27 protein-coding genes and 1 tRNA gene are annotated in these 23,948 nt (G+C 66.1%); 18 read left to right on the top strand and 10 right to left on the bottom strand.

The genetic code is table 11. The annotated features are described in order from the left end of the window. Positions 1 to 109: 109 nt before the first annotated feature. The 8 genes from ACFWPK_RS26960 to ACFWPK_RS26925 all read left to right on the top strand — a co-directional run bounded on the left by ACFWPK_RS26960 (position 110) and on the right by ACFWPK_RS26925 (position 6,465). Positions 110 to 1,165: a hypothetical protein gene (locus tag ACFWPK_RS26960; protein WP_378920357.1), complete on the top strand. Its 1,056-nt coding sequence runs from the start codon at positions 110 to 112 to the stop codon at positions 1,163 to 1,165. A 6-nt stretch (positions 1,166 to 1,171) separates the two neighbouring features. Beyond that, positions 1,172 to 2,245, top strand: coding sequence for a hypothetical protein (locus ACFWPK_RS26955; protein ID WP_378920355.1), 1,074 nt, complete (start codon positions 1,172 to 1,174; stop codon positions 2,243 to 2,245). Then, complete coding sequence (locus ACFWPK_RS26950) at positions 2,242 to 3,282, top strand: hypothetical protein (protein ID WP_378920353.1); 1,041 nt, start codon at positions 2,242 to 2,244, stop codon at positions 3,280 to 3,282. The genes ACFWPK_RS26955 and ACFWPK_RS26950 overlap by 4 nt, the downstream gene beginning before the upstream one ends. A gap of 41 nt (positions 3,283 to 3,323) precedes the next feature. Then, a complete protein-coding gene (locus tag ACFWPK_RS26945) occupies positions 3,324 to 4,607 on the top strand; it encodes a hypothetical protein (protein WP_378920351.1) in 1,284 nt (427 codons plus the stop codon). Then, positions 4,607 to 4,861: a hypothetical protein gene (locus ACFWPK_RS26940; RefSeq protein WP_378920349.1), complete on the top strand. Its 255-nt coding sequence runs from the start codon at positions 4,607 to 4,609 to the stop codon at positions 4,859 to 4,861. The genes ACFWPK_RS26945 and ACFWPK_RS26940 overlap by 1 nt, the downstream gene beginning before the upstream one ends. Further along, entirely contained in the window at positions 4,861 to 5,298 is a 438-nt protein-coding gene (locus ACFWPK_RS26935; protein ID WP_378920347.1) for a hypothetical protein, read from the top strand. Before ACFWPK_RS26940 ends, ACFWPK_RS26935 begins: the two co-directional genes overlap by 1 nt. Positions 5,299 to 5,659: 361 nt before the next feature. Continuing rightward, positions 5,660 to 6,103, top strand: coding sequence for a nucleotidyltransferase domain-containing protein (locus ACFWPK_RS26930; protein WP_378920345.1), 444 nt, complete (start codon positions 5,660 to 5,662; stop codon positions 6,101 to 6,103). Further along, a complete protein-coding gene (locus ACFWPK_RS26925) occupies positions 6,100 to 6,465 on the top strand; it encodes a DUF86 domain-containing protein (RefSeq protein ID WP_378920343.1) in 366 nt (121 codons plus the stop codon). The genes ACFWPK_RS26930 and ACFWPK_RS26925 overlap by 4 nt, the downstream gene beginning before the upstream one ends. On the opposite strand, the gene ACFWPK_RS26920 is transcribed toward ACFWPK_RS26925, so the two are convergent. Beyond that, positions 6,462 to 7,043 carry a cysteine hydrolase family protein gene (locus ACFWPK_RS26920; RefSeq protein ID WP_378920341.1) on the bottom strand — a complete coding sequence of 194 codons (582 nt, stop codon included), beginning with the start codon at positions 7,041 to 7,043 and terminating at the stop codon, positions 6,462 to 6,464. The genes ACFWPK_RS26925 and ACFWPK_RS26920 overlap by 4 nt on opposite strands. A gap of 74 nt (positions 7,044 to 7,117) precedes the next feature. Here ACFWPK_RS26920 and ACFWPK_RS26915 point away from each other — a divergent pair, with 74 nt between their 5' ends. Then, positions 7,118 to 8,092: a GlxA family transcriptional regulator gene (locus tag ACFWPK_RS26915; protein WP_378920339.1), complete on the top strand. Its 975-nt coding sequence runs from the start codon at positions 7,118 to 7,120 to the stop codon at positions 8,090 to 8,092. A 184-nt stretch (positions 8,093 to 8,276) separates the two neighbouring features. On the opposite strand, the gene ACFWPK_RS26910 is transcribed toward ACFWPK_RS26915, so the two are convergent. Both ACFWPK_RS26910 and ACFWPK_RS26905 read right to left on the bottom strand, forming a co-directional pair. Then, the gene (locus ACFWPK_RS26910) at positions 8,277 to 8,990 is read right to left on the bottom strand and encodes a helix-turn-helix domain-containing protein (protein ID WP_378920337.1); all 714 of its coding nucleotides are present in this window, start codon (positions 8,988 to 8,990) and stop codon (positions 8,277 to 8,279) included. A gap of 405 nt (positions 8,991 to 9,395) precedes the next feature. Beyond that, positions 9,396 to 11,231 carry an acyl-CoA dehydrogenase gene (locus ACFWPK_RS26905; protein ID WP_378920457.1) on the bottom strand — a complete coding sequence of 612 codons (1,836 nt, stop codon included), beginning with the start codon at positions 11,229 to 11,231 and terminating at the stop codon, positions 9,396 to 9,398. 211 nt (positions 11,232 to 11,442) lie between these two features. Between ACFWPK_RS26905 and ACFWPK_RS26900 the strand changes: the two genes are divergently transcribed. Beyond that, the gene (locus ACFWPK_RS26900) at positions 11,443 to 12,045 is read left to right on the top strand and encodes an alpha/beta family hydrolase (protein WP_378920335.1); all 603 of its coding nucleotides are present in this window, start codon (positions 11,443 to 11,445) and stop codon (positions 12,043 to 12,045) included. Here ACFWPK_RS26900 and ACFWPK_RS26895 read toward each other — a convergent pair whose 3' ends face one another. After that, positions 12,046 to 12,717 (bottom strand): class I SAM-dependent methyltransferase, encoded by a 672-nt coding sequence (locus ACFWPK_RS26895; protein WP_378920333.1) that lies wholly within the window; start codon positions 12,715 to 12,717, stop codon positions 12,046 to 12,048. A 250-nt stretch (positions 12,718 to 12,967) separates the two neighbouring features. Here ACFWPK_RS26895 and ACFWPK_RS26890 point away from each other — a divergent pair, with 250 nt between their 5' ends. Continuing rightward, a complete protein-coding gene (locus ACFWPK_RS26890; protein ID WP_378920455.1) occupies positions 12,968 to 14,239 on the top strand; it encodes an MFS transporter in 1,272 nt (423 codons plus the stop codon). A 75-nt stretch (positions 14,240 to 14,314) separates the two neighbouring features. Here ACFWPK_RS26890 and ACFWPK_RS26885 read toward each other — a convergent pair whose 3' ends face one another. Then, positions 14,315 to 15,421, bottom strand: coding sequence for a DUF4185 domain-containing protein (locus ACFWPK_RS26885; protein ID WP_378920331.1), 1,107 nt, complete (start codon positions 15,419 to 15,421; stop codon positions 14,315 to 14,317). Between the two features lie 166 nt (positions 15,422 to 15,587). Continuing rightward, positions 15,588 to 16,337 carry a crotonase/enoyl-CoA hydratase family protein gene (locus tag ACFWPK_RS26880; protein ID WP_378920330.1) on the bottom strand — a complete coding sequence of 250 codons (750 nt, stop codon included), beginning with the start codon at positions 16,335 to 16,337 and terminating at the stop codon, positions 15,588 to 15,590. Between the two features lie 129 nt (positions 16,338 to 16,466). Here ACFWPK_RS26880 and ACFWPK_RS26875 point away from each other — a divergent pair, with 129 nt between their 5' ends. From ACFWPK_RS26875 to ACFWPK_RS26855, 5 genes are all read left to right on the top strand, one after another. Continuing rightward, a complete protein-coding gene (locus ACFWPK_RS26875; protein WP_378920328.1) occupies positions 16,467 to 16,769 on the top strand; it encodes a hypothetical protein in 303 nt (100 codons plus the stop codon). A gap of 92 nt (positions 16,770 to 16,861) precedes the next feature. Beyond that, on the top strand, positions 16,862 to 17,977 hold the full coding sequence (sfnG, locus tag ACFWPK_RS26870; RefSeq protein WP_378920326.1) for a dimethylsulfone monooxygenase SfnG: 1,116 nt from the start codon (positions 16,862 to 16,864) through the stop codon (positions 17,975 to 17,977). Next, the gene (locus tag ACFWPK_RS26865; protein WP_378920324.1) at positions 17,977 to 19,317 is read left to right on the top strand and encodes an acyl-CoA dehydrogenase family protein; all 1,341 of its coding nucleotides are present in this window, start codon (positions 17,977 to 17,979) and stop codon (positions 19,315 to 19,317) included. Before sfnG ends, ACFWPK_RS26865 begins: the two co-directional genes overlap by 1 nt. 27 nt (positions 19,318 to 19,344) lie before the next feature. Beyond that, on the top strand, positions 19,345 to 19,872 hold the full coding sequence (locus tag ACFWPK_RS26860; protein WP_378920322.1) for an NADPH-dependent FMN reductase: 528 nt from the start codon (positions 19,345 to 19,347) through the stop codon (positions 19,870 to 19,872). Further along, complete coding sequence (locus tag ACFWPK_RS26855) at positions 19,865 to 20,362, top strand: flavin reductase family protein (protein ID WP_378920320.1); 498 nt, start codon at positions 19,865 to 19,867, stop codon at positions 20,360 to 20,362. Before ACFWPK_RS26860 ends, ACFWPK_RS26855 begins: the two co-directional genes overlap by 8 nt. A gap of 10 nt (positions 20,363 to 20,372) precedes the next feature. On the opposite strand, the gene ACFWPK_RS26850 is transcribed toward ACFWPK_RS26855, so the two are convergent. Then, a complete protein-coding gene (locus ACFWPK_RS26850; RefSeq protein WP_378920318.1) occupies positions 20,373 to 20,777 on the bottom strand; it encodes a hypothetical protein in 405 nt (134 codons plus the stop codon). Between the two features lie 228 nt (positions 20,778 to 21,005). Between ACFWPK_RS26850 and ACFWPK_RS26845 the strand changes: the two genes are divergently transcribed. Beyond that, complete coding sequence (locus ACFWPK_RS26845; RefSeq protein ID WP_378920316.1) at positions 21,006 to 21,698, top strand: hypothetical protein; 693 nt, start codon at positions 21,006 to 21,008, stop codon at positions 21,696 to 21,698. Positions 21,699 to 21,922: 224 nt separating this feature from the next. Here ACFWPK_RS26845 and ACFWPK_RS26840 read toward each other — a convergent pair. After that, positions 21,923 to 21,993: transfer RNA gene (locus tag ACFWPK_RS26840), tRNA-Gly, on the bottom strand. A 129-nt stretch (positions 21,994 to 22,122) separates the two neighbouring features. Continuing rightward, positions 22,123 to 22,542, bottom strand: a complete 420-nt coding sequence (locus tag ACFWPK_RS26835) for a transposase family protein (protein ID WP_378920315.1) — start codon at positions 22,540 to 22,542, stop codon at positions 22,123 to 22,125. Positions 22,543 to 22,718: 176 nt separating this feature from the next. Between ACFWPK_RS26835 and dcd the strand changes: the two genes are divergently transcribed. Next, the gene (gene dcd, locus ACFWPK_RS26830) at positions 22,719 to 23,318 is read left to right on the top strand and encodes a dCTP deaminase (protein WP_067455312.1); all 600 of its coding nucleotides are present in this window, start codon (positions 22,719 to 22,721) and stop codon (positions 23,316 to 23,318) included. On the opposite strand, the gene ACFWPK_RS26825 is transcribed toward dcd, so the two are convergent. Beyond that, positions 23,237 to 23,746 (bottom strand): hypothetical protein, encoded by a 510-nt coding sequence (locus tag ACFWPK_RS26825; protein WP_378920313.1) that lies wholly within the window; start codon positions 23,744 to 23,746, stop codon positions 23,237 to 23,239. The genes dcd and ACFWPK_RS26825 overlap by 82 nt on opposite strands. Between the last annotated feature and the right edge of the window lie 202 nt (positions 23,747 to 23,948).

Genomic DNA, 23,948 nt, shown 5'->3' with positions numbered 1-23,948 from the left:
CACTACTCCCGCTTCTACTTGGTCGCGAGATCTGGTCCGCCGAGGGCGCCGGGAGCGTCAACCGCAGTCCGGCGTGACCATCATACCTTTCTCATATTGAGGAGAAACAATGGCAGACAGTAGTTTTGCCGCACGGCTGCGCGCGGATCGTCAGACCGATATCGACGGGTTGCCGCTGCTGACCGCGCGGGTCGAGCTGGCACCAGAGGTGGCGGACTTGCCGCTGCCCGGCGGGCCGGCCGGAATCGCGGGTGTGCGTGGACGTCCGCGGACGTCGTTTCGCAAGATGGGCGTGCTGGCCGACAGTGCCGCGCGACCTACGGGTCTCGGTCCGCAGGATCGGGGCAAGTGGTGGCACCGGCTCGACGACAACGGCATGGACGTGTGGACCGAAGCGGGGTGGGTGCACTCGGTCGACGCGGTGGGGCCGGCGGGTCCGGCGGCCGAGGCCAACAGCATCACGGTCACCGACACCGTCAATGAACCGGCGTTGATCGAACCGGCGTTGGAGATTGTCGGTCGTGCCGCTGACCAGCAGCTTCGGGCCACGGTTCCCGCGGGTCTGCGTGGCCCGGCTGGTCCGCCCGGTGACTCCGGGACGATCACCGAAGCCGAGGACTACGAGACCACCAACGGGCCGAGCCACGGCGGCGTTTTCGCCTACGACCGTGCCAGCCGTCGATTCCGTTCGACGCCGGCGCCGTTGGGCTCGGGGCCATGGGGGTGGTACCACGAGGACTTCCTCGGCGAACACGTCGCCGCGGCCAGCCGGGTCGACGGTGGCACCTTCACCATCCCCGCGCAGCCGTTCCGGTGGCGACCGGTCGTGTACGGCCATATGGCCGCGTACTCGAAAACGGTCAGTCAGTCCGCCGAGCTGACGGTCCGGCTCGGTAGCGCGCAGGGCCCGATCGTCGCGACCGGCACCGCGTTCGGGATCGGCGCGCCGGGCGCCTGGATGTACGTGGCGCTGTTCCCGTGCCTGCGCGACGGCACCACCGCCAAGGCGCTCTCGCCGAGCTCCGACTTCGCGACAGTTCCGGCTGGTCAGCCGGGACACCTCGTGGTGTCGGTCGAGCGGATCGGGACCGGCCCCGACTCCGACCAGATCGGGTTCACCCCGGTAGGAGCCTCGCTCGTCGCCTTCGCCGAGCCTACGGAATGAGATGAAATGAACTCGGTAGGAAACTATTTCGACGCAACACTGATCCGGGGATTGGACGAGGGACTCGGTACGCCCGGACTCGTGCAGGCTCTGCACGGCACACCACGTGACGGCAGCCTGGAACTGACAACGGGCGCGACCGGGCCGCAGGGACCCGAAGGTGAGCCCGCGCGTCCGTTTCGCTGGGAAGGCGATATCGCCGACCATGCCGCCCTGAGCGCCCTCACCGCGAAATTGGGCAGCGCCCACGCAGGCAAAGCCTGGCGTGTCATTTCATCCGGCGCACTCGCGTACTGGAACGGCACCGGCATGGACACCTTCACCGATGCGTTCGGCGCACTGGGGCCCGACGGTGAGTCGTGTTCGGTCACGATCGGAAGCGTCACCACCGGACCGGCGAACTCCGATCTACAGGTGACAGTCAGCGGCACCGCGCCGAACCTCGTACTGGATATCGTCGTGCCCCGCGGCGTCAAAGGGCTCGAGGGGCCGGTCGGCCCCCCAGGTCCCATTCGTCAGGCCGCGGACTACGCCGACGGTTCGCACTCCGACAAGGCGGTGCCCGTCTGGAACGCGACAACGAACAAATGGTCGGGACGACCCTATCCAGGCCTGCGGGGGCCGTGGACCATTCGCGAGGATCGAGCGTGGGACGGTGGTCCCGGGTTCGCGCCGTCACAGTTCACGGTCACGGCCACGACGATGGTGATCGCAACGCTGCAGGTCCCCGCGCAAGACACCGCGTGGCTTCCGATGATCACCGGTGGCGTGGTTGTTCGCCCGCACGGAACTGCGAGCGAATTCAGTACCCGCGTCGACGCCGTCGTTCATATCGGCTCGCCGACGGGGCAGACCGTCGCGCTCGGCACCGGGTACACCACCGGCCTGCAGACGCGAGCGCGGTTCCAGCCGCACTTCGGCGCGCGTAACATCACCCCGGCGAGCACAGTGGGTGTCATCCCAGCAGGCCAGGCGACGACACTCGTCGTGTCCCTGAATCGGGCCGGTCCGTCGAATTTCGAGTATCAGATGGCCGGCGCGGAAATCGTGTGCACGGCCCGACCCGTGGGGGTGTTGTGAACGACGACGAGGTGACAACCGTCTTCGACCAGGGCGTCACGATCACCATGCGTGGAGTGGCCGACTCGGTCGGTCTGCCCTATACCGTGAATCCGGTCGAGATCGTCGACCGGGAAGTCCTGATCGAACTGCGCGAAGGACCGGCCGGTGTCGCAGGCACAGAAGGCGCCGCGGCGTGGCCTTGGGCCTGGCAGGGCGATATCGCCGATGTCGCCGCGCTGTCAGCACTGGGGCTGATCACTGCCGATGCGCGCAAGGCCTGGCGCGTGGTGTCGGAGAACGCGATCTACTACTGGACCGGCACCGAGTTCATCGCCTTCGATGACGCCTTCCGGCAGCCGGGGCGCCGGGGCCCGGTGAACGTGCTCACCGGTGTCGGACTGGCGGGTGCGGTCGGATCGGCCGCCTCGGCGCGAATTCTCGGTACGGCACCGAATCAGCAGTTGGAGATCACTTTTCCCCGTGGTGAGCAGGGTGCGCCGGGCGCCCCTGGCACCACAGGACGAATCGCCGATGCTTCCGACGTCCTGGTGACCGAAGAGAATCCACTCGGTCAGGGCTATGTGCTCGGATTCGACAGCGCCACCGAGAAGTTCCGGCCGATTCCCTCGCCTCGCCTGCGCGGCCCATGGACGATCGGCAACAACCAATTCCTCAGCGCGCAGAATCTCAAGGAAGACTCGAAGGTACTGGCAGCCATCACGATTCCGGCGCAGCCGACCCCGTGGCGGCCCTGGATCGAGGGTGCGGTCGGGCTTTCCTCCGCGGCGCCGACCCGGTGCGATGCGACGGTTCGGATCGGTGCGCCGGACGGCGAAGTGGTCGCCCGGGGCTGGGGCCACTGGGAAGCGCGATCAGGCCACGTGCTGATTTCTCCAGGATTCGACTTCCCGGTCGAGCCGGGAGCTCAGATCGGAATTGTGCCTGCCAATCAAACCGCCACCCTCTACGTGGTCGCGACTCGTGCCGCGGGCAGCGGCACGTACTCGGTCTACGGCAACTTCTCCCACCTCCAGGTTCGTGCGCTGCCCGTCTGATGCGGCGCACCCTCGCACACCATCTCGAAAGGTATTGAGCCATGGCTGATCTGCCTCCGCTCGAGTACGGCAAGGTCGTCGGGCGATTTCTCGCCAACGTGATCGACGGCCCCGACCTCGGCGACTTGCCCGAGTTCCCGCCCATGAGCGGCACCATCACCTTCATCGCCGACGCGCCGAAGATCCTCGTTCGCAACGCGCAGCCGGCGCCGGCGACCTATGTCCAGCTTCCGCAGCACTATGAGTGCCAACTCGACGAGTTCGGCTATCTGACCTGGCGCGGAAAGCGCGGTGTGCGCCTGGTCGCGCCCGGGCCCGCGACCAATCCGTCCGAGTGGACTTGGCGCGTCTCGTTCGATCTGTTCTACGACGGTGAGCGAATTCCGCTGGAACCGTTCAGTTTCCAGGTTCCCAAATATGTCTCAGGGCCGAACCCGGAAAGCCCCGATACGGGGTCTACCGGCCTGGTCGACCTGACTCTCGCGGCTCCCGTGCCCGCTTCGTCGGGCAACGCCGTCGTCGTCGGACCGGCAGGTCACGGCATCCAGATCGACGGACAGGCTGAAACCTATCCGCAACTCCCTGCCACGCCGCCGGACGGTAGCCAGTACATCGTCAAATCCGATGGGCTGCTGTACATCTATCGGACAGTCGGCGGTTGGACACCGAACGGTCAAGGCATTGTCGTGCGCGGGCCGGCGGGTACCACGCTGTGGAGCGGGATCTCGGGTAAGCCCGTCACGTTTCCGCCGGCTATCGGTGATACCGCCACGACCGCGGTCGCCGGTGATGACCCGCGGCTGACGAACCCTCGAACACCGACGCCACACACCCACCCGATCGGTCAGCTGACCGGAACGAGTCCGCTGGGCAGCGCCCTGCTCACCGCCCCGGATGACGCGGCCGTTCGCAGCGCGATCCATGCCGTGGCCGACTCGGACCCGCGGTTGACGAATGCGCGTACTCCTACCTCGGCGGGACAGGCGTATGACATCGCCATCAAGTCGCACGGGGGTATCCGGGCTGCCGGTGCGGGAACCGCTGTGCCGGAAGGGATTCGGATCGAGCGGGCGCTGACGGTGTCGAAGGTGACCTACCGTGGCGAGACGGCGGGTACCGGCAATCTGGTCGTCGAACTGCGCAAGAACGGCGTGGTTGTCGCAGGGACCTCGGCGACTATCGGTGCGGCCAACCACGCGCTCGACACCAGTCTGACCGGGGCGTGGACCTTCGCTGCCGGTGATCGGATCACGGTGCAGATCACCACTGTCGACAGTCCGGCGGGGCGTGGTCTGCAGGCGAGTCTGGCAGGGGTGACCGTCTGATGGCGACCATGTTCCTCGGGGGACCCATGTTGAAGTGGGAGGCACTCGAAACTCGTCCGGAACCGGAAAGTCCCGACGGTACGCCCTACTGGAAGAGCGCGGAGTCCGGTTACCCCGGTGCGATCGTCGAGCCTGAGCCTGAGCCTGAGCCTGAGCCTGAGCTTGAGCCCGAACCCGAGCCGGTGGTCGAGCCGCAGCCTGAGCCGCCGGCGGACGACGAGGTCCCGGTGGAAACGGCGGAGGTGAGCAACTGATGCCGCATATCTTTGTTGGCGGGGACTCATTCAGTCCGTCTGCGATGACGAAGAACGGCAACGTGGTGACGGGTGCGCCCAACGTGTGGACCGTGGTCGGTGGATGGACTGCTGACACCGTCGGCTATCCGGGATCTGTGGTTTCCGGTAACGGGCTACAGGCGCAGGGTGGTGCAGCAGCTGCGCCGTTGACTGCCAATGTCGTGTTCTCAGGCGCTGGAATGGCCGGTACTTTCCAGGCCAGGTTGCTGGTCGGCACGACAGTCGTCGCTACGAGTACCGCCATTTCGGGGACGAGCGGCACGTTGGTGGTGAACACGACGGCGCCGATCGCTGCGGGCGAAGTGGTGACCGTCGAACTGACGCACACCGTGAGTTCGTCCCTATGGTACGCCACGATCACGGGCGGTGTGGTCACCTTCCTGCGAATCGGCTGACGGGCCGTGAACCGCCCGGCATGAGAACGGGCGGCGGGTATCTGCAGAATCTCGCGCCTTGCGCATCGGCCCACACCCCTGAATCGGGGTGTGGGCCGATTTGTCGTCTCTGCGGAGCTTAGAGCTGAATATGTTGTGCAGCAGTTGCATTCGGGTTGTTGATTCGGGCCGCTGCTCGTGTGGGCGGTCGTCGCGTCCGCGGCGCGTTCGGCGGACGAACGTGTAGAAGGCCACGAGCGTGGTTCGGCGGACGAACGTGTAGAAGGCCACGAGCGTGGTTCGGCGGTGAGGTCGGCGAGGGAGGTGATGAAATCGCAGACGATGGCTCGGCGGGTTTGATATCTTCCGATATTATCGAGGTATGGAAACCGTGCGTGGGCTGCGCCTGGCTGCCGGCCTCACCCAGGCCGAGTTGGCTCAGCGCTCGGGGGTGGCGCAGCCCAATATCGCCGCCTACGAGAGTGGTAACCGCCGACCTTCGGCCGCGATGATGGCGCGGCTGCGCGAGGTTGCCAAGCCCCGCCCGTCCGGGGTCGTTGCAGCGCATCGAGATCAGATCATCGCGCTCGCGTTGCGGCACAAGGCAAATCGCGTGCGTGTGTTCGGTTCTGTGTCTCGGGGCGACGATGTCTCGGGTAGTGATATCGATCTGCTGGTGCGGTTCGACGACGATGCCGACCTGCTCGATATGGCGGAGTTGATGCTCGACTTGGAGGAGCTCACCGGTCTTCACGTCGACCTGGTGTCCGAAGGTGGGCTGCCGCCGGGGCCGCACCCCATTCGGGACGAGGCCAAGCCGCTGTGAGCGGCCGCGATGCCAGTGAGCGGACAGTCAAGAGCCTGCAGGACTTCCTTGCCTTCAGTGACATGGCGGCACGCATCGTCAGTGGTGGCAAGGCCGCCTACGACTCCGATGAGATCACCAGACTTGCCGCCGAGGCGGTGCTGCATCGACTCGGCGAGTCCGTAGCCCGCCTACCTGCAGAATTCGTCGCGTCGCACCCTGAGGTTTCTTGGCGTGGGGTGAATGCGACACGGAACTTGGTCGCGCACAACTACGACGCTATCGACCACAACATCCTCTGGAATCTTCTGGCGAATCGGTTGCCCCGCGAAGCAGCGCTAGTCCGACAGATACTCGTTGACCTGGAGTCCGCTGAGGGTTAGTTGCTGAGGTCGGCAGGGGTGGGGACGACGATGCCGTAGAGGTCGGTGATGGTGGCCAGGGCGCTGGTGTGGAGTTGAGCTGCGGGGATGTCGCCCAGGGGGCGGGTGGCGCAGGCGTTGGCGACGATGGTGGGGGTGTTGCCTCGGAGGAAGGCTCCTTCGGTGGTGAAGGTGACGCACATGTGGGTCATGAAGCCGGCGATGATGAGGTTGGTGTTGCCTGCGGCGTCGATCAATTCGGCGAGGTCGGTGTTCACGAAGGCGTTGGGGACGGATTTGACGATGGTGGGTTCGTTGGGGGTTGGGGACAGCTGGGGATGGATTCGACCGATGTCGGTGGTGATGTCGTAGGGGGTGTCCTTACCGCCGTCGTTGATGACGTGGATGACGGGGGTTCCCGCCGCCCTGGCCGCGGTGAGGAGTTCGGCGGCTGCGTCGAGGGCTTGTTCCCAGCCGGTCAGTTCCATGACGCCCTGGGTGTAGGTGTTCTGGTAGTCGATCAGGACGAGGGTGGAGTTGGTCAGTGAGGCGGGGGTTTCGTCGAAGCCGTTGAGTTCGCGCAGGGTCGTGGAGGTCATGGGATCCACGTTATGGACGGCGCTATGTGTCGGCAATGTCATGTAACCTGCAGATTCAGACATGGAGGTTGTGGGTGACTGAGCGGCTCATTGTGATCGTGTTGTTCGATCGGGTGGATCTGCTGGATGTCACGGGCCCGCCCGAGGTCTTCTCGCTGTTGCAGCGGGAGATGGATGAGCCGACGGGGTATCAGGTGGTATTGGCCGCCGAGTCGATGGCGGCGGTGACCACCTCGGCGGGGGTGAGGATTCTGCCGGATGTGACGTTCGCCGAGTTGGGGCGGGTGGACACGGTGGTGGTGCCGGGAGCTGTGGAGATCGACAGTCGTCGGCGGGTCAGCGCGGTGGTCGATCCGGGTGTGGTCGCGGAAGTGGCGCGGTTGGCCGAGGGGGCTCGGCGGGTGGCCTCGGTGTGCGTCGGCGCGCATATTCTGGCCGCGGCGGGGCTGCTCGACGGGAAGCGGGCGACCACGCATTGGTCGACCGCGAAGCAGTTGGCGGACGAGCATCCGAAGGTCGTCGTCGATGCTGATCCGATCTACATTCGCGACGAAAACGTATGGACGGGTGCGGGACTCACGGCTTGTCTGGATCTCACGCTGGCGCTCGTAGCCGATGATTTCGGGGACGAACTGGCGTTGCGGGTTGCTCGCCAGCTGGTGATGTATCTGAAACGACCGAGCGGGCAGAGCCAGTTCAGTGTGTCGCTCGAGCCGGTGTCGACCACGCGGCGGATCGAGGATCTGCGGCACTACATCGCGCGCAATATCGCGAGTCCGCTCACCGTCGCCGATCTGGCCGAGCAGGTTCATGTCAGCGATCGCCAGCTCACGCGGATCTTTCGCACCGAACTCGGGATGACGCCCGCGGCCTACATCGAGTCGGCGCGGGTGGAGGTGGCGCGGCATCGGCTAGAGACGAGCGACGAAACGCTCCAGCGAATCGCTGCCGCTTGCGGTTTCAACACGATCGATACGCTCGCGCGTGCTTTCCGTCGCCAGCTCGATACCACCCCGAACGAGTACCGCCGCAGGTTTCGGATCGGGTGACTCATTATGATGTCGGTCGGGACATTGTCGGTGTTGGTATGAGCAACAAGGGGTTTCGAGTATGGGAACGGGTATCGCCGAGGAATGGTCGACGGGTTCGGCGACGCCGGTGTTGTGGGGGCTGACGTCGTTGATACAGCTGGTAGCGGGCCTGTTGGCCTCCTGAGGATTTGTCCTGCTGTGTTCACCGCACGGGGATCAGGCGGTAGAGCCACCACGGGCGGCTGGGGAACGCGGGGTCGTAGATGCGCAGCATCATGCGGCGCTCCAGGCCGGTGCTGCGTTCGCGCAGGCGCAGGTGGCGCCGGGCGATGTCTTGTGGGCGGACTTCGCTGGTCCACACCGGATCCCAGTCGGGGGAATCGCTGCACACTGCGGTAATGGCGGTGATGCGCTGGGTGGGGGCGAGCGGGGCGAGCATGCGGAAGGCATGGACCAGGAGCTGGGCTTCGGTGTGCCAGTCGAGGTAGACCTTCTTCGCCACGGGATTGAGGAACATCCACTCGAGCATGTTCACGCCGGCGCCGAGACCGGGGAAAAGGCGCTGGTAGTCGGAGTTCGCGGCGAGCATGTCCATGGTGGGGAAGCGGGCGAGGCAGGCGGGGTGAGTGAGGCTGGCCAGGTCGGCGAGGTCTTCGGCCGACGGGGCGGTCGCGACGGCGCCGGATTCGACGGCGGGCAGGCCGAGGACCAGGATGTGCTTGCGATACCACAGCGGCACGTCGAGGCTGTCGAATAGTCGTTGCAGCATAGCGGGATTCGGTACGAGTGCCCCGGACTCGATCTGGCTGATCAGCAGGGGCGCGAGCTGTGTGCGGGTGGCGAGCTCGGCCCGCGCGAGCCCGGCGGCCAGCCTCCGTTCGCGCAGATACACACTGAGCGCAGTGCTGTCAGCCATCCCAACCCCCGAGCCTCACCCCGACCGACGGTAGATCCCAGGGTACGCCGGGTGGGTAGCCGGACGGCGGGGAACCGGCGCCTGAAGAAGCTGCCCGGCGGCACGACCGCCGAGCGCGTCAACGCGCTGGGTTCAGGTGCTCACCGCGTCGAGTGTGGACTGAGCGGGCATGTTCGCTCGGCGTTCATCTCGTCAACGTTGTACGTAACCATTCGGTGATAAGAATGGCCGACCCACTTCGAAGGAGATTTTCATGGATGGCCTGATGTACTTCCTCACCACGCTCGCGGCACTCGGTAGCGGCTCCGCCGGCTAGGGATCGCGCGACAAACCTCCCTCGCGGGAGACAAAACGGGCCGGAGCTGAATGCTCCGGCCCGTTTGTGCGTGGATCAGGTGAGAAACCTCAGAACGCGGCTTCGTCCAGGTCCATGATGTCGTTGTCCAGGTTGGCGAGGATCGCGCGGGTGGCGGTCAGCTCGGGCAGGACGTTGCGGGCGAAGAACTGCGCCGAGGCGACCTTGCCGGTGTAGAAGGCGACGTCGGAGCCGGTGGCGCCGTTGTCGAGGGCGGCGAGGGCGATCTCGGCCTGGTTCAGCAGCATCCAGCCGATGAACAGGTCGCCGACCGACATCAGGAAGCGCACCGAACCGAGGCCGACCTTGTACAGCTCGGTCGGCTGCTCCTGCGCACCCATCAGGTGGCCGGTCAGGGTGGCGGCCATGGTCTGCACGTCCTCGAGCGCGGTGGCGAGCAGCTTGCGCTCGCCCTTGAGGCGCTCGTTGGCCGAGTCGGACTCCAGGAACTTCTGGATCTGGCCTGCCACGTGGGCCAGGGCCACACCGCGGTCACGCGCGATCTTGCGGAAGAAGAAGTCCTGCGCCTGGATGGCGGTGGTGCCCTCGTAGAGCGAGTCGATCTTCGCGTCGCGGATGTACTGCTCGATCGGGTAGTCCTGCAGGAAGCCCGAGCCGCCGAAGGTCTGCAGCGAATCGGTCAGGTACTGGTAGGCGCGCTCGGAGCCGACACCCTTGACGATCGGGAGCAGCAGGTCGTTCACGCGGAACGCGACGTCCTTGTCGGCACCCGAGACGACCTCGGCGATTTCCGGGTTCTGGTGCGCGGCGGTGTAGAGGTAGATCGCGCGCAGGCCCTCGGCGTATGCCTTCTGGGTGGCCAGCGAACGACGCACGTCCGGGTGGTGGGTGATGGTCACGCGGGGCGCGGCCTTGTCGGTCATCTGGGTCAGGTCGGCACCCTGGACGCGGGTCTTGGCGTACTCCAGCGCGTTCAGGTAACCGGTCGACAGGGTCGCGATGGCCTTGGTGCCCACCATCATGCGAGCGTTCTCGATGACGTCGAACATCTGCGCGATGCCGTTGTGCACCTCGCCGACCAGCCAGCCCTTGGCGGGCACGCCGTGGCCGCCGAAGGTGACCTCACAGGTGGCCGAGGCCTTGATGCCCATCTTGTGCTCGACGTTGGTGACGAACACGCCGTTGCGGTCGCCGTAGGTCTCGGTCTCGAAGTCGAAGTGGGTCTTCGGGACGTAGAACAGCGACAGGCCCTTGGTGCCCGGTCCGGCACCCTCGGGGCGAGCCAGCACCAGGTGCATGATGTTCTCGAACATGTCGTCGGAGTCGCCCGAGGTGATGAAGCGCTTGACACCCTCGATGTGCCAGGTGCCGTCTTCCTGCTTGATCGCCTTGGCGCGGCCCGCGCCGACGTCGGAACCGGCGTCGGGCTCGGTCAGCACCATGGTGGCGCCCCAGTTACGGTCGGCGATCTTGGCCGCCCACTTCTTCTGCTCTTCGGTGCCGTTGTTGAAGAACACCTGCGCGAAGCCGGCGCCCGCGGCGTACATCTGGATGGGCGGGTTGGCGCCGAGGACCATCTCCGACAGGGCCCAGGTGACGGCCGACGGTGCGTTCAGGCCGCCCAGTTCCTCGACGACGCCGACCTTGGCCCACTCGCCGTCTTCGAGCGCCTTGTAGGACTTCTTGAAGGACTCGGGGATGGCGACGGTGTGGGTGTTCGGGTCGAACACGGGCGGGTTGCGGTCGGCGTCGGCGAAGGACTCGGCCAGCGGGCCCTCGGCCAGGCGGCGGACCTCGGAGAGCATTTCCTTGACGGTGTCGGTGTCCAGGTCGCCGAAGGCGCCTGCGTCGAGCACCTTGTCGATGCCGAGGACCTCGAAGAGGTTGAACTCGAGGTCGCGAACGTTTGCCTTGTAGTGGCCCATGTGAGTACTCACTCTCCATTGAGTTCTGGTGCGGTCGGTGGTGTGCCGTTCCCGCCCGTCGCCGGTTTTCCGCATGCTACTCGCGGGTAACTTATAGACCATATTACCGGTGGGTAATCCTCTCGGCAAAGGGGTGGGCGGCAATGTGATGTGAAAAACACGCGCGGGTGCCGCAACGTTGCTCGCCGCGACCGCGGGGCTACCGTGAGATGTGCGCATCGAGACGACTGCTGGACCGGCCGAGATCGAGCTCGACGACGTGCGTGATCCGGCATTCCTGCTGGTGATCACGCATGGGGCCGGTGGTGGCGTCGATGCGAAAGACATTCTGGCCGTGCGTGATTCGGCCGTCGAAGCGGGTGGTGCGGTAGCTCGGGTGGTGCAGCCCTATCGGGTTGCCGGTCGGCGGGCGCCGGGGAACGCGGACAAGCAGGACGAGGCCTGGCTCGAGATCGTGGCGGCGTTGCGGGCGAGATTCCCCGGGGTGCCGGTCGTTCAGGGGGGTCGAAGCAACGGGGCGCGGGTTGCCTGCCGCACGGCCGTTGAGGTCGGGGCGAGGGGTGTGATCGCGCTGTCGTTCCCGTTGCATCCCCCGGGCAAGCCCGAGAAGAGCAGGCGCGATGAGCTGCTGGCCCCCGGAGATATCGAGGTCGTGGTGATCAATGGCGGTAGCGACCCGTTCGGGGTGCCCGATGCCGCCGATGCCGCCGAAGTGCGGGTGATCCCCAAGCAGGCGCACTCGTTCCGCACCGGATTCGACGTCATCGAGGCAACCGTGGCGCCCTGGTTCGGGCGCTGGAAGCTGGACGGCTGATCAGTCGGTGGGCTCGGGGAGGGGGCGTTCGGCGATGAGCAGGGAATCGATGGCGTCGGGGCCTTCGGTGGGGCGGAAGACCTCGTGGGCGAGGGTGATGGTGACATCGTCGCGGGCCAGGTCGGCGCGTAGGTCTTCGGGAGAGAAGAGGATCTCGGGTTCCTGGGGACCGCCGTAGCCGTCGGTGACGTTGCGGGTGGCGTGACCGAGGACCAGGAGCATGCCGCCGGGGGCGAGCATGCCGGACAGCTGATGCAGCAGAGCACGGCGCTCGTCGGCGGCGAGATGGACGAAGACCATCAGGATCAGCTCGAAGGGGCCGGTGATTTCAGCGGCTTCGAGTTCGGTGATATCGGCTGTTTGCCAGTGCACGCGGGAACGGACCGATCGCGACAGGCGGGCGGCGACCGTTCTGCCCTTGTCGATCCCCACCTGCGAGAAGTCGACGGCCGTCACCTGCCAGCCATGGGTGGCGAGCCAGAGAGCGTGGCGGCCTTCACCGCAGGCCAGGTCCAGTGCCCGTGGGAGCGACGGCGCGACCCCCGACTCATCGGGGAGCAGGGGGATTCTGCGGTCCAGACCGTAGACGTGCTCGACAACGGTGCTGTTCGGCGGTGCGCCCCACACCAATTCGCTGCGGGCATACCGTGCGTCCCAATCCGCCGCGCGCATTCCGCCTCCCCGATTCATGGCCGGACTCAGGCGTGTTCGCAGCGCCGCGGCCGCCGGTCGGCCTGGAGTCATGTTAGCCCGTTCGCCCCCGCCCACCCCTTTTCGGGGGTAGTTGATACGTGAGACAGATCACTACTTTGCTGTTACCCAGCGAGCCGATCGGGCACCGCAACGGGCAGAGAAGAGGAACACAGCTGTGAAAGTGTCTCCAGTGACGGCGGCGGTAACCCCGACGACGTCGGGTACGAGTATGCGCAAGGTGGCCATTGCGAGTTGCATCGGCACCACGATCGAGTTCTACGACTTCTTCATCTACGGCACCGCCGCGGCCCTCGTGTTCCCGAAGGTGTTCTTCCCTGCCCTCGGGTCGACGGCAGCCACCTTCGCCTCCTTCGCGACCTTCGCTGTCGCCTTCATCGCGCGGCCGGTCGGCGCCGTGCTGTTCGGGCACTACGGCGACCGCATCGGCCGCAAGAAGACGCTCGTCTCGACTCTGCTGCTGATGGGTCTGTGCACGGTGCTCATCGGGATGCTCCCTGGCGCGGACACCATCGGTGTGGCCGCACCGATCATCCTGGTGCTGCTGCGATTCGGCCAAGGGTTCGCGGTGGGTGGTGAATGGGCGGGCGCGACCCTGTTGACCGCCGAGTACGCCCCGCCGGGCAAACGCGGCCTTTACGCCATGTTCCCGCAGATCGGACCGGCCTTCGCCTTCATCCTGTCCAGCAGTACCTTCCTCATCACCGGCGCGGTCCTCGGCGACGCGAACGACGCCTTCCTCACCTGGGGCTGGCGCATCCCGTTCCTGTTCTCCATCGTCTTGGTCGCCATCGGCCTGTACATGCGATTGGCGATCGAGGAGACGCCGGTGTTCCGCGCGAACCAGGCGCGGCGGGCACTCGACACGACCAAACCGAACACCCTGCCGTTCCTCGACGCCTGGCGCTTCCAGGCCAAGGAGATCCTGCTCTCGGCCGGTTCGCTGGCTCTGCTGTTCGCCTTCTTCTATATGGGCACCGCGTACCTCACCAGCTACGGGACCAAGACCCTCGGTTTCAGCAGGCCGTTCGTACTGACAGTTGGTATCGCCGCCGCGCTGATCTTCGGCGCGGCGATCGTTGTCTCGGCGCTGTACTCGGATCGCCTCGGTCGCCGTCGGGTGATCATGGTGTCGTCCGGGCTGGCCGTCGTCTGGTCGCTGGTGTTGTTCCCGCTACTCGACACCAAATCTCCGGCGGCCTTCGTGATCGGCGTCGGGGTCACCCTGGCGATCTTCGGTATCGCCTACGGGCCGTGTGGCGCGCTCCTGCCGGAAATGTTCCAGACCCGCTTCCGGTACACCGGCGCCGGACTCGGCTACAACCTGGCCGGCGTGCTCGGTGGGGCGATTCCCCCGCTGATCGCCGCACCGCTGTCCGCGTCCTACGGCAGTATCGCGATCGGCGTGATGCTGTCAGGGCTCGCCGTGCTCAGCCTGGTCTGCACCAAGGCGCTGGTCGAGACCAAGGACCAGGCCATGTAGGACCCGGAAATGACGTGATGCGCCCCGTTCGTCATCGAACGGGGCGCATGCGTGGGCGCCGCGGGCCACCGGAAATTACAGCCTGGTGCGCATGAGGACGACGTTGTACTGCGTGTGGATCGTGGTCATGAAGTACAGGTCGCTGCCGGTTTGGTACGGGAAGATCGATGGCGCGTAGGCGGTCGGCAGATCGCGGGCCTCGATCAGTACCTCCGGTCCGCTCCACGGGCCCACAGGGGAGGACGCGCGGCGCATCACCACGGAGTTGAACGGGTCGGTGGTGAGGGAGACGAACTGGCCGAGGTGCTCGTTGTACATCACCGAGAGCTCGCCGACGCCGCCCATGATGGGGGCTGCCGCGTTCACCTCGTTGAGCTTCCACTCGTGGCCGTCCCAGTACTCGTAGGCACCGAGGTTCTCGATCTGGGCTTCGGGGACGCGGGCGATGAAGGCGTCGTTGTTGCGGCCGGCGCGGGTGCCGTACTCGTAGACGAAGCCGCCGTCCTTCACGAAGCTGTTCATCTGGAAGTTGGCGTTGCCACCCTCGTCGGGACGGCGGGTGTGGCCGAGATCGGCCCAGGTCTCGCCGTTGTCGGCCGAGGCGGCAAGGCCGGAGAAGCTGGTGGTCCACTCACCTGGCGCGTCCCAGGTCTTCACCGACATCAGCGACATGTACTGCACGCCGTTGGCCGAGATGCCCGCGGTGGGGATACGGCTGATCTCCAGGAAGGGGATCTTGGGGCTGGGGATCAGGTCGCGCGCCTGGCCGATGACATCGCGCACGACGCTGTCGAACATGATCCCGTCGGACGGGTTCTGGTCATGGCTGCGGACCAGGATGTTGGAGCGCCACGCCCAGGTACTGCCCGCGAGCAGGTTGGGGAAGCCGAGGCCCGCGGTGTCGCCGAAGGCGGTGAGCATCTCGCCGCGCCCGTTGTCCCACATGATGCCCAGGTCGGTGCCGAGCACGTTGTAGTTCTGGGTGTTGTTGGGGCTGGCCATGCCGGTGACCTGGAACACCGCCTGGGTGCGCCCGTGCAGGACGGGCAGGCCATAGGTGCCGTTGAGAACGGGAATCGGGTTGATGGCGTTCGGGTTCGCCACGGCGGGCGGCGCCGCGCTCACCAGCAAGGCCGTAATACCTGTGAGTGCGGACAACAGGGCAGAGCCGGTCTTGTTCACAGGTGTTCGAGCCTCCGGGTCAGGCCGAAATCCAGGCACGTTCCAGGCTTGCCGTCACGTACCACTCTTCGACTGGTCAGCGAATCGAAGCGATGCTAACAGCCGCTAACAGTGATGTGCGGTACATACCTTCGGTAGTCGGCATGAATTCCCGGTGGATTGCTTGTCAGTCGCTACTACTCATGGCCTTACGCAGGAGCAATGGCAGTTGAGCCATTCGCTCGGCGGCGAAGGTGGCGCGGGAACCGCGCTGCCACGAGCGGTCGAACAGGTGTTTGGCGGCCGCCACGGCGTCGCGGTCGCGGGCGGTGACGCGGTCGGCGAGCGCCTGCGCGGCCTTCACCGGGTCGTCGGCGACGTCGGTGATCAGGCCGATCCGGAGCGCGTAATCGGCGTCGATCGAGTCGGCGGTCATCGCCAGCAGCTTGGCCTGGTCGATGCCGATGAGCTGTGACAATGTGGCAGGGCCTGTCATATCGGGAATCAGGCCGTGGGCGGTTTCCATCACCGAGAATTCGGCTGTGGGGGCGGCGATCCGGAAGTCGGCGGCCAGTGCGATCTGGAGGCCGCCGCCGAAGCAGCGTCCGTGGACGGCGGCGATCACCGGGACGTCGAGGCGGCGCCAGGCCCAGCAGGCTTCCTGGAAGGTATTGGTGCCGCGCAATGGTCGCGGGAGGAATTCTTTGACGATAGCCACCGGATTGCGAGTGGCGGCGGCGATATCGAGTCCGCTACTGAAACTCGGGCCGTTTCCGGTAATGATGACGGCGCGGGTTGTCTTGTGGTCGGCCACTTTTCGGGCCGCGTCAACAAGATCGCGGAGCATTTCCAGGGTGAGCCCGTTGTGTTTGCCGGGCCTGTTCAGTTCGACATAGGCGCGATTGTCGTCGAATCGGACGGTGATGTTGTCTCCCATGCGCCTATCTTACTCGTGAGTCAGTTCGAGTGGGTGGCCACACGGACGATGGTGCGGCATGATCCGAACGCATCGCGCGTCGCTCGATGCGTGACGATCGAGAGGACTCACCGAATGCGGATCTGTCTGATGGCTGCGGCACTGCTCGCGCTGCCGGTGCTGTCGGCCTGCGGCAGTGGCGACGAAGCACCTGCGGTGACTCAGGCCGAGCTGTCGAAGTCGTTGCAGGACAAGGGGTTGAAGAATCCCGCGCTGGCCGATTGCGCGGCGAAGGTGTTCTTCGACTCCGGGATGTCGCAGGACGGGTTGCGGGTGATGGTGTCGAACGCGCAGTCCGACGATCCGGCCAAGCTGCTCGGCGAGGGCGACGCGGCCAAGGTGAGCGCGGCGCAGTCGAAGATCGCGGCCGATTGCGTGCGCGTGGGGAGCTGACCCGAGCGCGTATCGATCGCGCCGATTCAAACCCTCGTCGGGGTCGGCTGCCGGTGTTGCACTGGAACAGCCGACGACGAGGAGGAACTGCCGTGACCACGGAGAGAATCGCCGACGAGGTCTCGTTCGCCTACTGGGTACCCAACGTCAGTGGTGGGCTGGTGACCAGCGATATCGAGCAGCGCACCAGCTGGGATTTCGACTACAACTCCAAGCTCGCCCAGACCGCGGAGCGCAACGGTTTCGACTACGCGCTCACCCAGGTGCGCTACACCGCCTCCTACGGCGCGGAGTTCCAGCACGAGTCGACCTCGTTCAGCCTCGCGCTGCTCGCCGCGACCGAGCGGCTCAAGGTGATCGCCGCCATCCATCCCGGGCTGTGGCATCCGGCGGTGCTGGCCAAGTTCGGTGCCACGGCCGACCACCTGTCCGGCGGCCGGTTCGCGATCAACGTGGTGTCGGGGTGGTTCGCCGGTGAGTTCAAGGCGCTGGGCGAGCCGTGGCTCGAACACGATGAGCGGTACCGGCGCAGCGCCGAGTTCCTCGAGGTGATCCGCAAGATCTGGACCGAGGACGCGGTGAACTACGGCGGCGACTTCTACCGCATCCGTGACTTCACGTTGAAGCCGAAGCCGCTCAATACTCCCGAGCGTCCCAATCCTGAACTGTTCCAAGGTGGTAACTCGACGGCGGCTCGGCGCAACGGTGGTCGACATGCGGACTGGTACTTCTCCAACGGTAAGGACTTCGACGGCGTCACAGAGCAATTGGACGATCTGCGCGAGGTCGCCAGGGCCAACGACCGTGAGGTGAAGTTCGGGCTCAACGGGTTCATCATCGCCCGCGATACCGAGAAGGAAGCGCGCGACACCCTGCGCGAGATCGTCGAGAAGGCGAACAAGCCCGCGGTGCAAGGGTTCCGCGACGCGGTGCAGCAGGCAGGCGCGTCCACCGGTGACCGCAAGGGCATGTGGGCCGACTCCACGTTCGAGGATCTGGTCCAGTACAACGACGGGTTCCGGACCGGGCTGATCGGCACGCCCGAGCAGATCGCCGAGCGGATCGTGGCCTACCGGGCGCTCGGCGTCGACCTGATCCTGGCCGGGTTCCTGCACTTCCAGGAAGAGGTCGAGTACTTCGGTGCCAAGGTGCTGCCGCTGGTGCGTGAACTGGAGGCCGCCGCGACGCCGGTCGCGGCGGGACGCTGATGACGGTGGTGACCGCTGAGCGGATCGCCACGGCGGGCCAGGCGGTGCGGATCGCGGCCGAGCTGGCCGAGGTGTTCGCCGCGGGTGCCGCCGAGCGTGATTTCTCGCGTCGGCTGCCGCATGAGGAGCTGGATCAGCTCTCGGCCAGTGGGTTGCTCGCGATCACGGTGCCTGCCGAGTTCGGTGGGGCCGATCTGCCGCCGAGCGTGGTCGCCGAGGTGGTGCGGATCCTGGCCGCGGCCGATCCGAACATCGCGCAGGTGCCGCACAGTCACTTCGTGTATCTGAACCTGTTGCGGCTGGCGGGAACTCGGGCTCAGCGCCGGGACTACTTCGGCAAGGTGCTGGCGGGGGCGCGGATCGCCAACGCGCAGTCCGAACGTGGTGGGGCGACGGTTGCCGAGATCTCGACGGTACTGCGGCTGGTCGACGATGCGAGCGTAGGCAACGGCGAGCGCGAGCACGTCGTGCCGTCGCAGACCGATGCCGGTTCAGCGGGTATCGGGGCTCGGCGGTTTGTGGTCGAGGGGACGAAGTACTACTGCACGGGGTCGCTGTTCGCCGACGTGCTCGCGGTATTGACCAGACTCGATGACCCGCAGGGTATTTCGGGGCTGAAGCCCGGCGAGTATGTGGCTTTCGTGCCCGCGCTCGAGCCGGGGGTGCGGATCATCGACGACTGGGATGCGCTGGGGCAGCGGACAACCGGGAGCGGGACGGTCGAGTTCGCCGGGGTTGTTGTCGGGCTCGAGCAGCTGGTCTCGCGGACGTCCGCGGTGAACGCACCGACCGGGTACGGGGCGTTCGCGCAGCTCCTGCACGCCGCGATCGACGCGGGTATCGCGCGCGGTGCGCTGGAGGCGGCGGCCGAGTTCGTGCGCACGCGCAGTCGGCCGTGGTTCGAGGCCGAGGTCGCGCATGCGGCTGACGATCCGCTGGTCGCGCAACGGTTCGGGGAATTGGCTGTCGCCGTCGCGGCTGCCGAATCGACGCTGATCGTCGCGGGTGCGGCGGTGGACGCGGCGGTCCGGCCGGGTGCGGTGGCTGCCCAAGCGGTAGCGGAGAACGCGCATTCGGTGGCCTCTCTCGAAGGCGACGGCGCGCAGGCGTCGATCGCGGTCGCGACGGCCAAGATCCTCGCCGACCGTGCTGCGAACGAGGTATCCGCGGCGATATTCGAAGTGGGCGGCACCCGCAGCGCCGCGGCCGAACACCGGCTCGACCACTTCTGGCGCAACGCGCGCACCCACACGCTGCACGACCCCGTTCGCTGGAAGTACCAGCACATCGGGCGGGCCGTTCTGCACAACCGGCCGCCGCCGCTGCACGGCGTCATCTAGAACCACCACGCGAGACAAGGACATCCCATGACAGTGACGGTCGTCGTCGGTAACCCGAAACCCGCATCGCGCACCCTCGCCGCGGCCGTGCGGGTCGCGCGGGCACTGCGTCCCGACACCGAGCCCGCGGTGATCGACCTGGTCACCCTCGGGCCCGGCCTGCTCGGCTGGGGCGACCCGGCGGTGACGGCGGCCGCGCGCACCGTCGCGTCCTCCGAGCTCGTCGTGTTCGCCAGCCCGACCTTCAAGGCCACCTACACCGGACTGCTGAAACTGTTCCTCGAACAGTTCGACGGCGGTACCGGGCTGGCCGGTGTGGTGACGGTGCCGGTGATGCTCGGCGCGGGTCCGGCCCACGCGCTCGCACCCGACCTGCTGCTCAAGCCCGTCCTGGTGGAGATCGGCGGCACCGCCGCGCTGCCAGGGCTCTACCTTTCCGACCGGACCTTCGGCGAGGACGGCGTCATCGAGGAATACGCGCGGCGATGGGGACCCGTCGTCGCGGCACTGACAGACCCGGCCGTCCGGCCGGTGGAGGCAACGAATCATGCATGAGCTCTTGGACTTTCCCGCCGACGGCAACGGCCTGCGCCGCGCCTTCGCCAACTTCCCCAGCGGCGTGGTCGCCGTGTGCGCCGAGATCGACGGCACCCCACACGGTTTGGCGGTGAGCACTTTCGTACCCGTCTCCCTCGACCCACCGCTCGTCTCGTTCTGCGTACAGAACTCCTCGTCGACCTGGCCGAAACTGGCAAGCGCGGGTCACCTCGGCCTGAGCCTGCTAGGCACCGACCAGCAAGCCGCGGCCAAAGCACTCGGCGCCCGCAACGGCGACCGCTTCCGCGAAACCGCCCTCCACCGCGGCACCGGCGAGGCGGTATTCATCGACGGCGCCACAGCCTGGATCGAAGGAGTCCCGGAAACCCAGGTCACCGCAGGCGACCACCTAGTAGTAATCCTGCGCGTAAACCGCGTAGCCGCCCGCGAGGACATCGACCCACTGGTATTCCACGGCAGCAAGTTCCGCACCCTGCACACCGGCTGAACCGACCAACCTATTCGGTCGAGGGCGGCACGATGCCGAAGACTGTGGCGACGCACTGCCAGAACAGTGGGACAGCCTCGTCGACCGAGCCCACGATCTGGCCGGGGTGGAAATCCGAGAGACACTCGATGACCACGGTGCCGTCGGCCACCGGGACAAGCGATCCCGGGGCGCGGACGACGACCTCCTCGATCGGTCCTTCGGACACCGGCCGGGTCGTGACAATCAGATCGTGCATCGACATCGTCGCCGCCAAGTCCTGATCACGGCCGGAGCGCACGACACTGTCCACGATGTCGGTCAGGTGCTGCATAGGGGGATGCCGATCGGACAACCCCTGATACCAGCGTGCGACCTCACTCCAAGGCATCTCGTGGAAATCCTCGGTCCATCCACTGAGCCTGTTGGTCCTCATACCTCCAACTATGTCCGACCGTTGCCTGCCTCGGAACGTCCGCTCATGCCGCTTGTCGCATGTTCTCGGCGACCGGCGCTGGGGTGGGTTGCACACAGGCCCATGTGGTCTAGAGCGTGACAGCCGGGGATTTCGAAGGAGGTGTCCATCGGAGATGAAACCGGTTGCACGCGTGAACCTTCCGGCTGCCACGCTCTCGGCCGGAAGTGAGGACGGCCGGATCTGCGGTTGCATGATCACGACGCTGATTTGTCAGCGGGCGGTGTTAGGTTTCGTCGCATGACAATGGACTGGCCTGGACCAGACGTGCTTTGGGCCCGTATCGCAGTAAGCGAGGCGCTCAGCGCCGCCGCTTTCGACGGCTCGAGCGATCTCGCTGATTCCCTGGATGGAGTGCGCGACGGGCGGATCTCCAGCGAGGACGGTGCGGGGAACTGGTTCACCATAATCCGATACCCGGATTCCCGAGCGATCTTGTTCGGCCACGACGAGGACAGTTCGTTCTGGCAGCAGGCATACGACCCACTGGCCGATGCGCCTCCGTGGGTGCGGTCCGCCGACCTGACCAGTGACCATGCACGTATCGACCACGACTCGGAGGTGACCTTCGTTCGCTGGTGGGATGGCAGCGGGTGGAATTGGTCGGAGATCGTGGGTGACGATGGCGCGGTCTCGGGGCTGCAAAACACCGCTGACCCCGTCCGCTATGGCAGCGAGATCGACGTGCTCGCTGACGAAGCCGGATGGATTCCCGACGACGAGAATGACGACCCCGAGGAGACCGTCACCGATTCCGAACACCTCGAGGCGCTGTGCGAGGCGGCCGACCGAGGCGCACTCACCGGCGAATTCTTCGAGTTTCTCGATGCCGACCAACCTGCGGTGATCGAGTACCTCACAGCCGCCGGGGTCCTGGGCTAACCGCGCCGGCGTCTGCTCTGATCTAGCGACGGGCGACCGACGACGCCGAACGTCGCATCGCTGACGATCTTTCGCAGATGGCGAAGGACTTCCGTGACGGCCGATCCAGTTCCTAAATGGCAGCTCTGGGGCGCGTACGGGGCACGAAGGCTCTTCTCGAGCGCTCGGGCAAGATCAACTAAAACGACGAAACCCCCCGGATGACCTGGGGGGTTTCGTTGTTGAGCCGATGACGGGAATCGAACCCGCGCCATCTGCTTGGGAAGCAGAAGTTCTACCATTGAACTACATCGGCGAACTGCGCCAGCGGTGTACCACCAGTGCCAATCGCGACTGTAGCAGACGTTGCGTCGGGCTTGCCAGGAAACACTGCTCGATCGCGATGGGCGCCGAGCTCGGTTCGACTGCGGGTGTGTGGTGCCGATCAGCCTGCCGAACCGGAGGGCAGCAGTGCCGAACCGGTGCCGGAGGATGCCTCGGTGATGTTGATGACGAGTGTCGATGTCGAGGTTCCCTGTTCGGCGATGACGGTGTAGGTGCCGAGGGCGGGTGCGCGCCACTCGATGAAAGCCGCGGAGCGGTTGGTGTAGCGGGCGTAGCGTGGGGCGCCGAGGTCGGTTCCGTTGATCGTGATGACCACTGGATCCTGATTGTCGGCGCCGATGAGGCGCGCGACGATCTCGCACTGCGCGCCTACGTAGTTGCAGGCTCGGGAGTACGGCTGTCCGGGGGTGGACGGACCGGTGACGTAGATGTCTTCGACGGTCGCGGATGCGGAAGCCGCGAACAGGCCCGGCCCCGTCAACGCGCACAGAACGGCAAGGCCCGATCCGATCTTTTTCATTCTCTGCGGGCATCCTTTCGGTCCCACCGTGGCACCTAGTGAAACTCTAGTGGTTCAGAGTTTCGTTGGTGGGACCGAATTCCCAGATCAGAGCCCTTTCGATGCCCCAAATGTTCGGGTCTTGCTGGGTCGCGCGCACGGCGTTGTGCGGATTCGGCAGCGTCTACACTGGGCCGGTGCTGCTCTCCGATCGTGACATCAGGGCCGAGATCGCCGCTGGGCGTCTCGGCGTCGAACCGATGCTCGAGTCGATGGTTCAGCCGTCGAGCATCGACGTGCGCCTCGACGGGCTGTTCCGGGTGTTCGACAACAGTCGCTACACCCATATCGATCCGGCGCAGCAGCAGGACGAGCTGACCAGCCTGGTGGAGCCGAAGCCGGGGGAGCCGTTCGTGCTGCACCCGGGGGAGTTCGTGCTCGGGTCCACGCTCGAGGTGTGCTCGCTGCCCGACGATCTGGCGGGGCGGCTGGAGGGCAAGTCGAGTCTGGGGCGACTCGGGCTGCTCACGCATTCGACGGCGGGATTCATCGATCCGGGGTTCAGTGGGCACATCACCCTGGAGCTGTCGAACGTGGCGAATCTGCCGATCACGCTGTGGCCGGGGATGAAGATCGGGCAGCTGTGCCTGATCCGGTTGTCCAGCCCGGCCGAGCATCCGTACGGCAGCGCCAAAGCGGGGTCGAAGTATCAGGGTCAGCGGGGGCCGACGCCGTCGCGGTCGTACCTCAACTTTCCCCTATCACCCGATTCTCTGAGCGCGGTCGAGACCCGCTGAGGGCCTGACGCCACGGCGAGACTCAGCACCAGCGACAGCGCGGGCAGGGTGTCGCCGCCGCCGGTGGGCGGGCGCACCCAGTGACAGCCCTCGCGGCTCCAGCGGCCCAGATTGGTCGGCAGCATCACGGCGCTGCCGGTGCCGGGGATATCGATATCGAGCCCCGCGAGCTCGGCGGCCTCTTCCTCGGAGGGCCTGGCGTCGGGTACGGCGAGCACGCTCCAGCGGATCTGGCGTGCCAGCACCGGACCCTCGCAGCGTTGCTCGCGTAGCGCCGTGAGCACCTTCTCGGCGCGCGTGGTCGGGAGATGCACCACGCAGAGCCGGTCGGTGATCGGCAGCATCACAAAGCCGCCGCGCTCGCGGACGGGCAGCCGGAATTCACGCTGGTAACAACGCACCCAGTCGTCGACAGTTCTGGCTTCCACGCTTCCAGAATCGCGCATGCGAGCGCGCGTGACCACTGCCCCGCACCGCCCTTTCACTGCCTCTGGCAACCGATTCCGCGAACTTGTGGTGTGTCTCACTGTCACGCTCGTACTCTGGAGGGAGTTGTCCGTCGGATGAGGTGACGCCGTGGTCGGGGAGTGGACAGGGAGAGAGGCCAGAGCTCTTCGCGATGCCAAACGA

Source organism: Nocardia sp. NPDC058519, assembly GCF_042719755.1.
Taxonomy (GTDB): domain Bacteria; phylum Actinomycetota; class Actinomycetes; order Mycobacteriales; family Mycobacteriaceae; genus Nocardia.
Note: the sequence above shows the minus strand (reverse complement) of the source record. Positions and strands in the feature narration are given on the sequence as shown.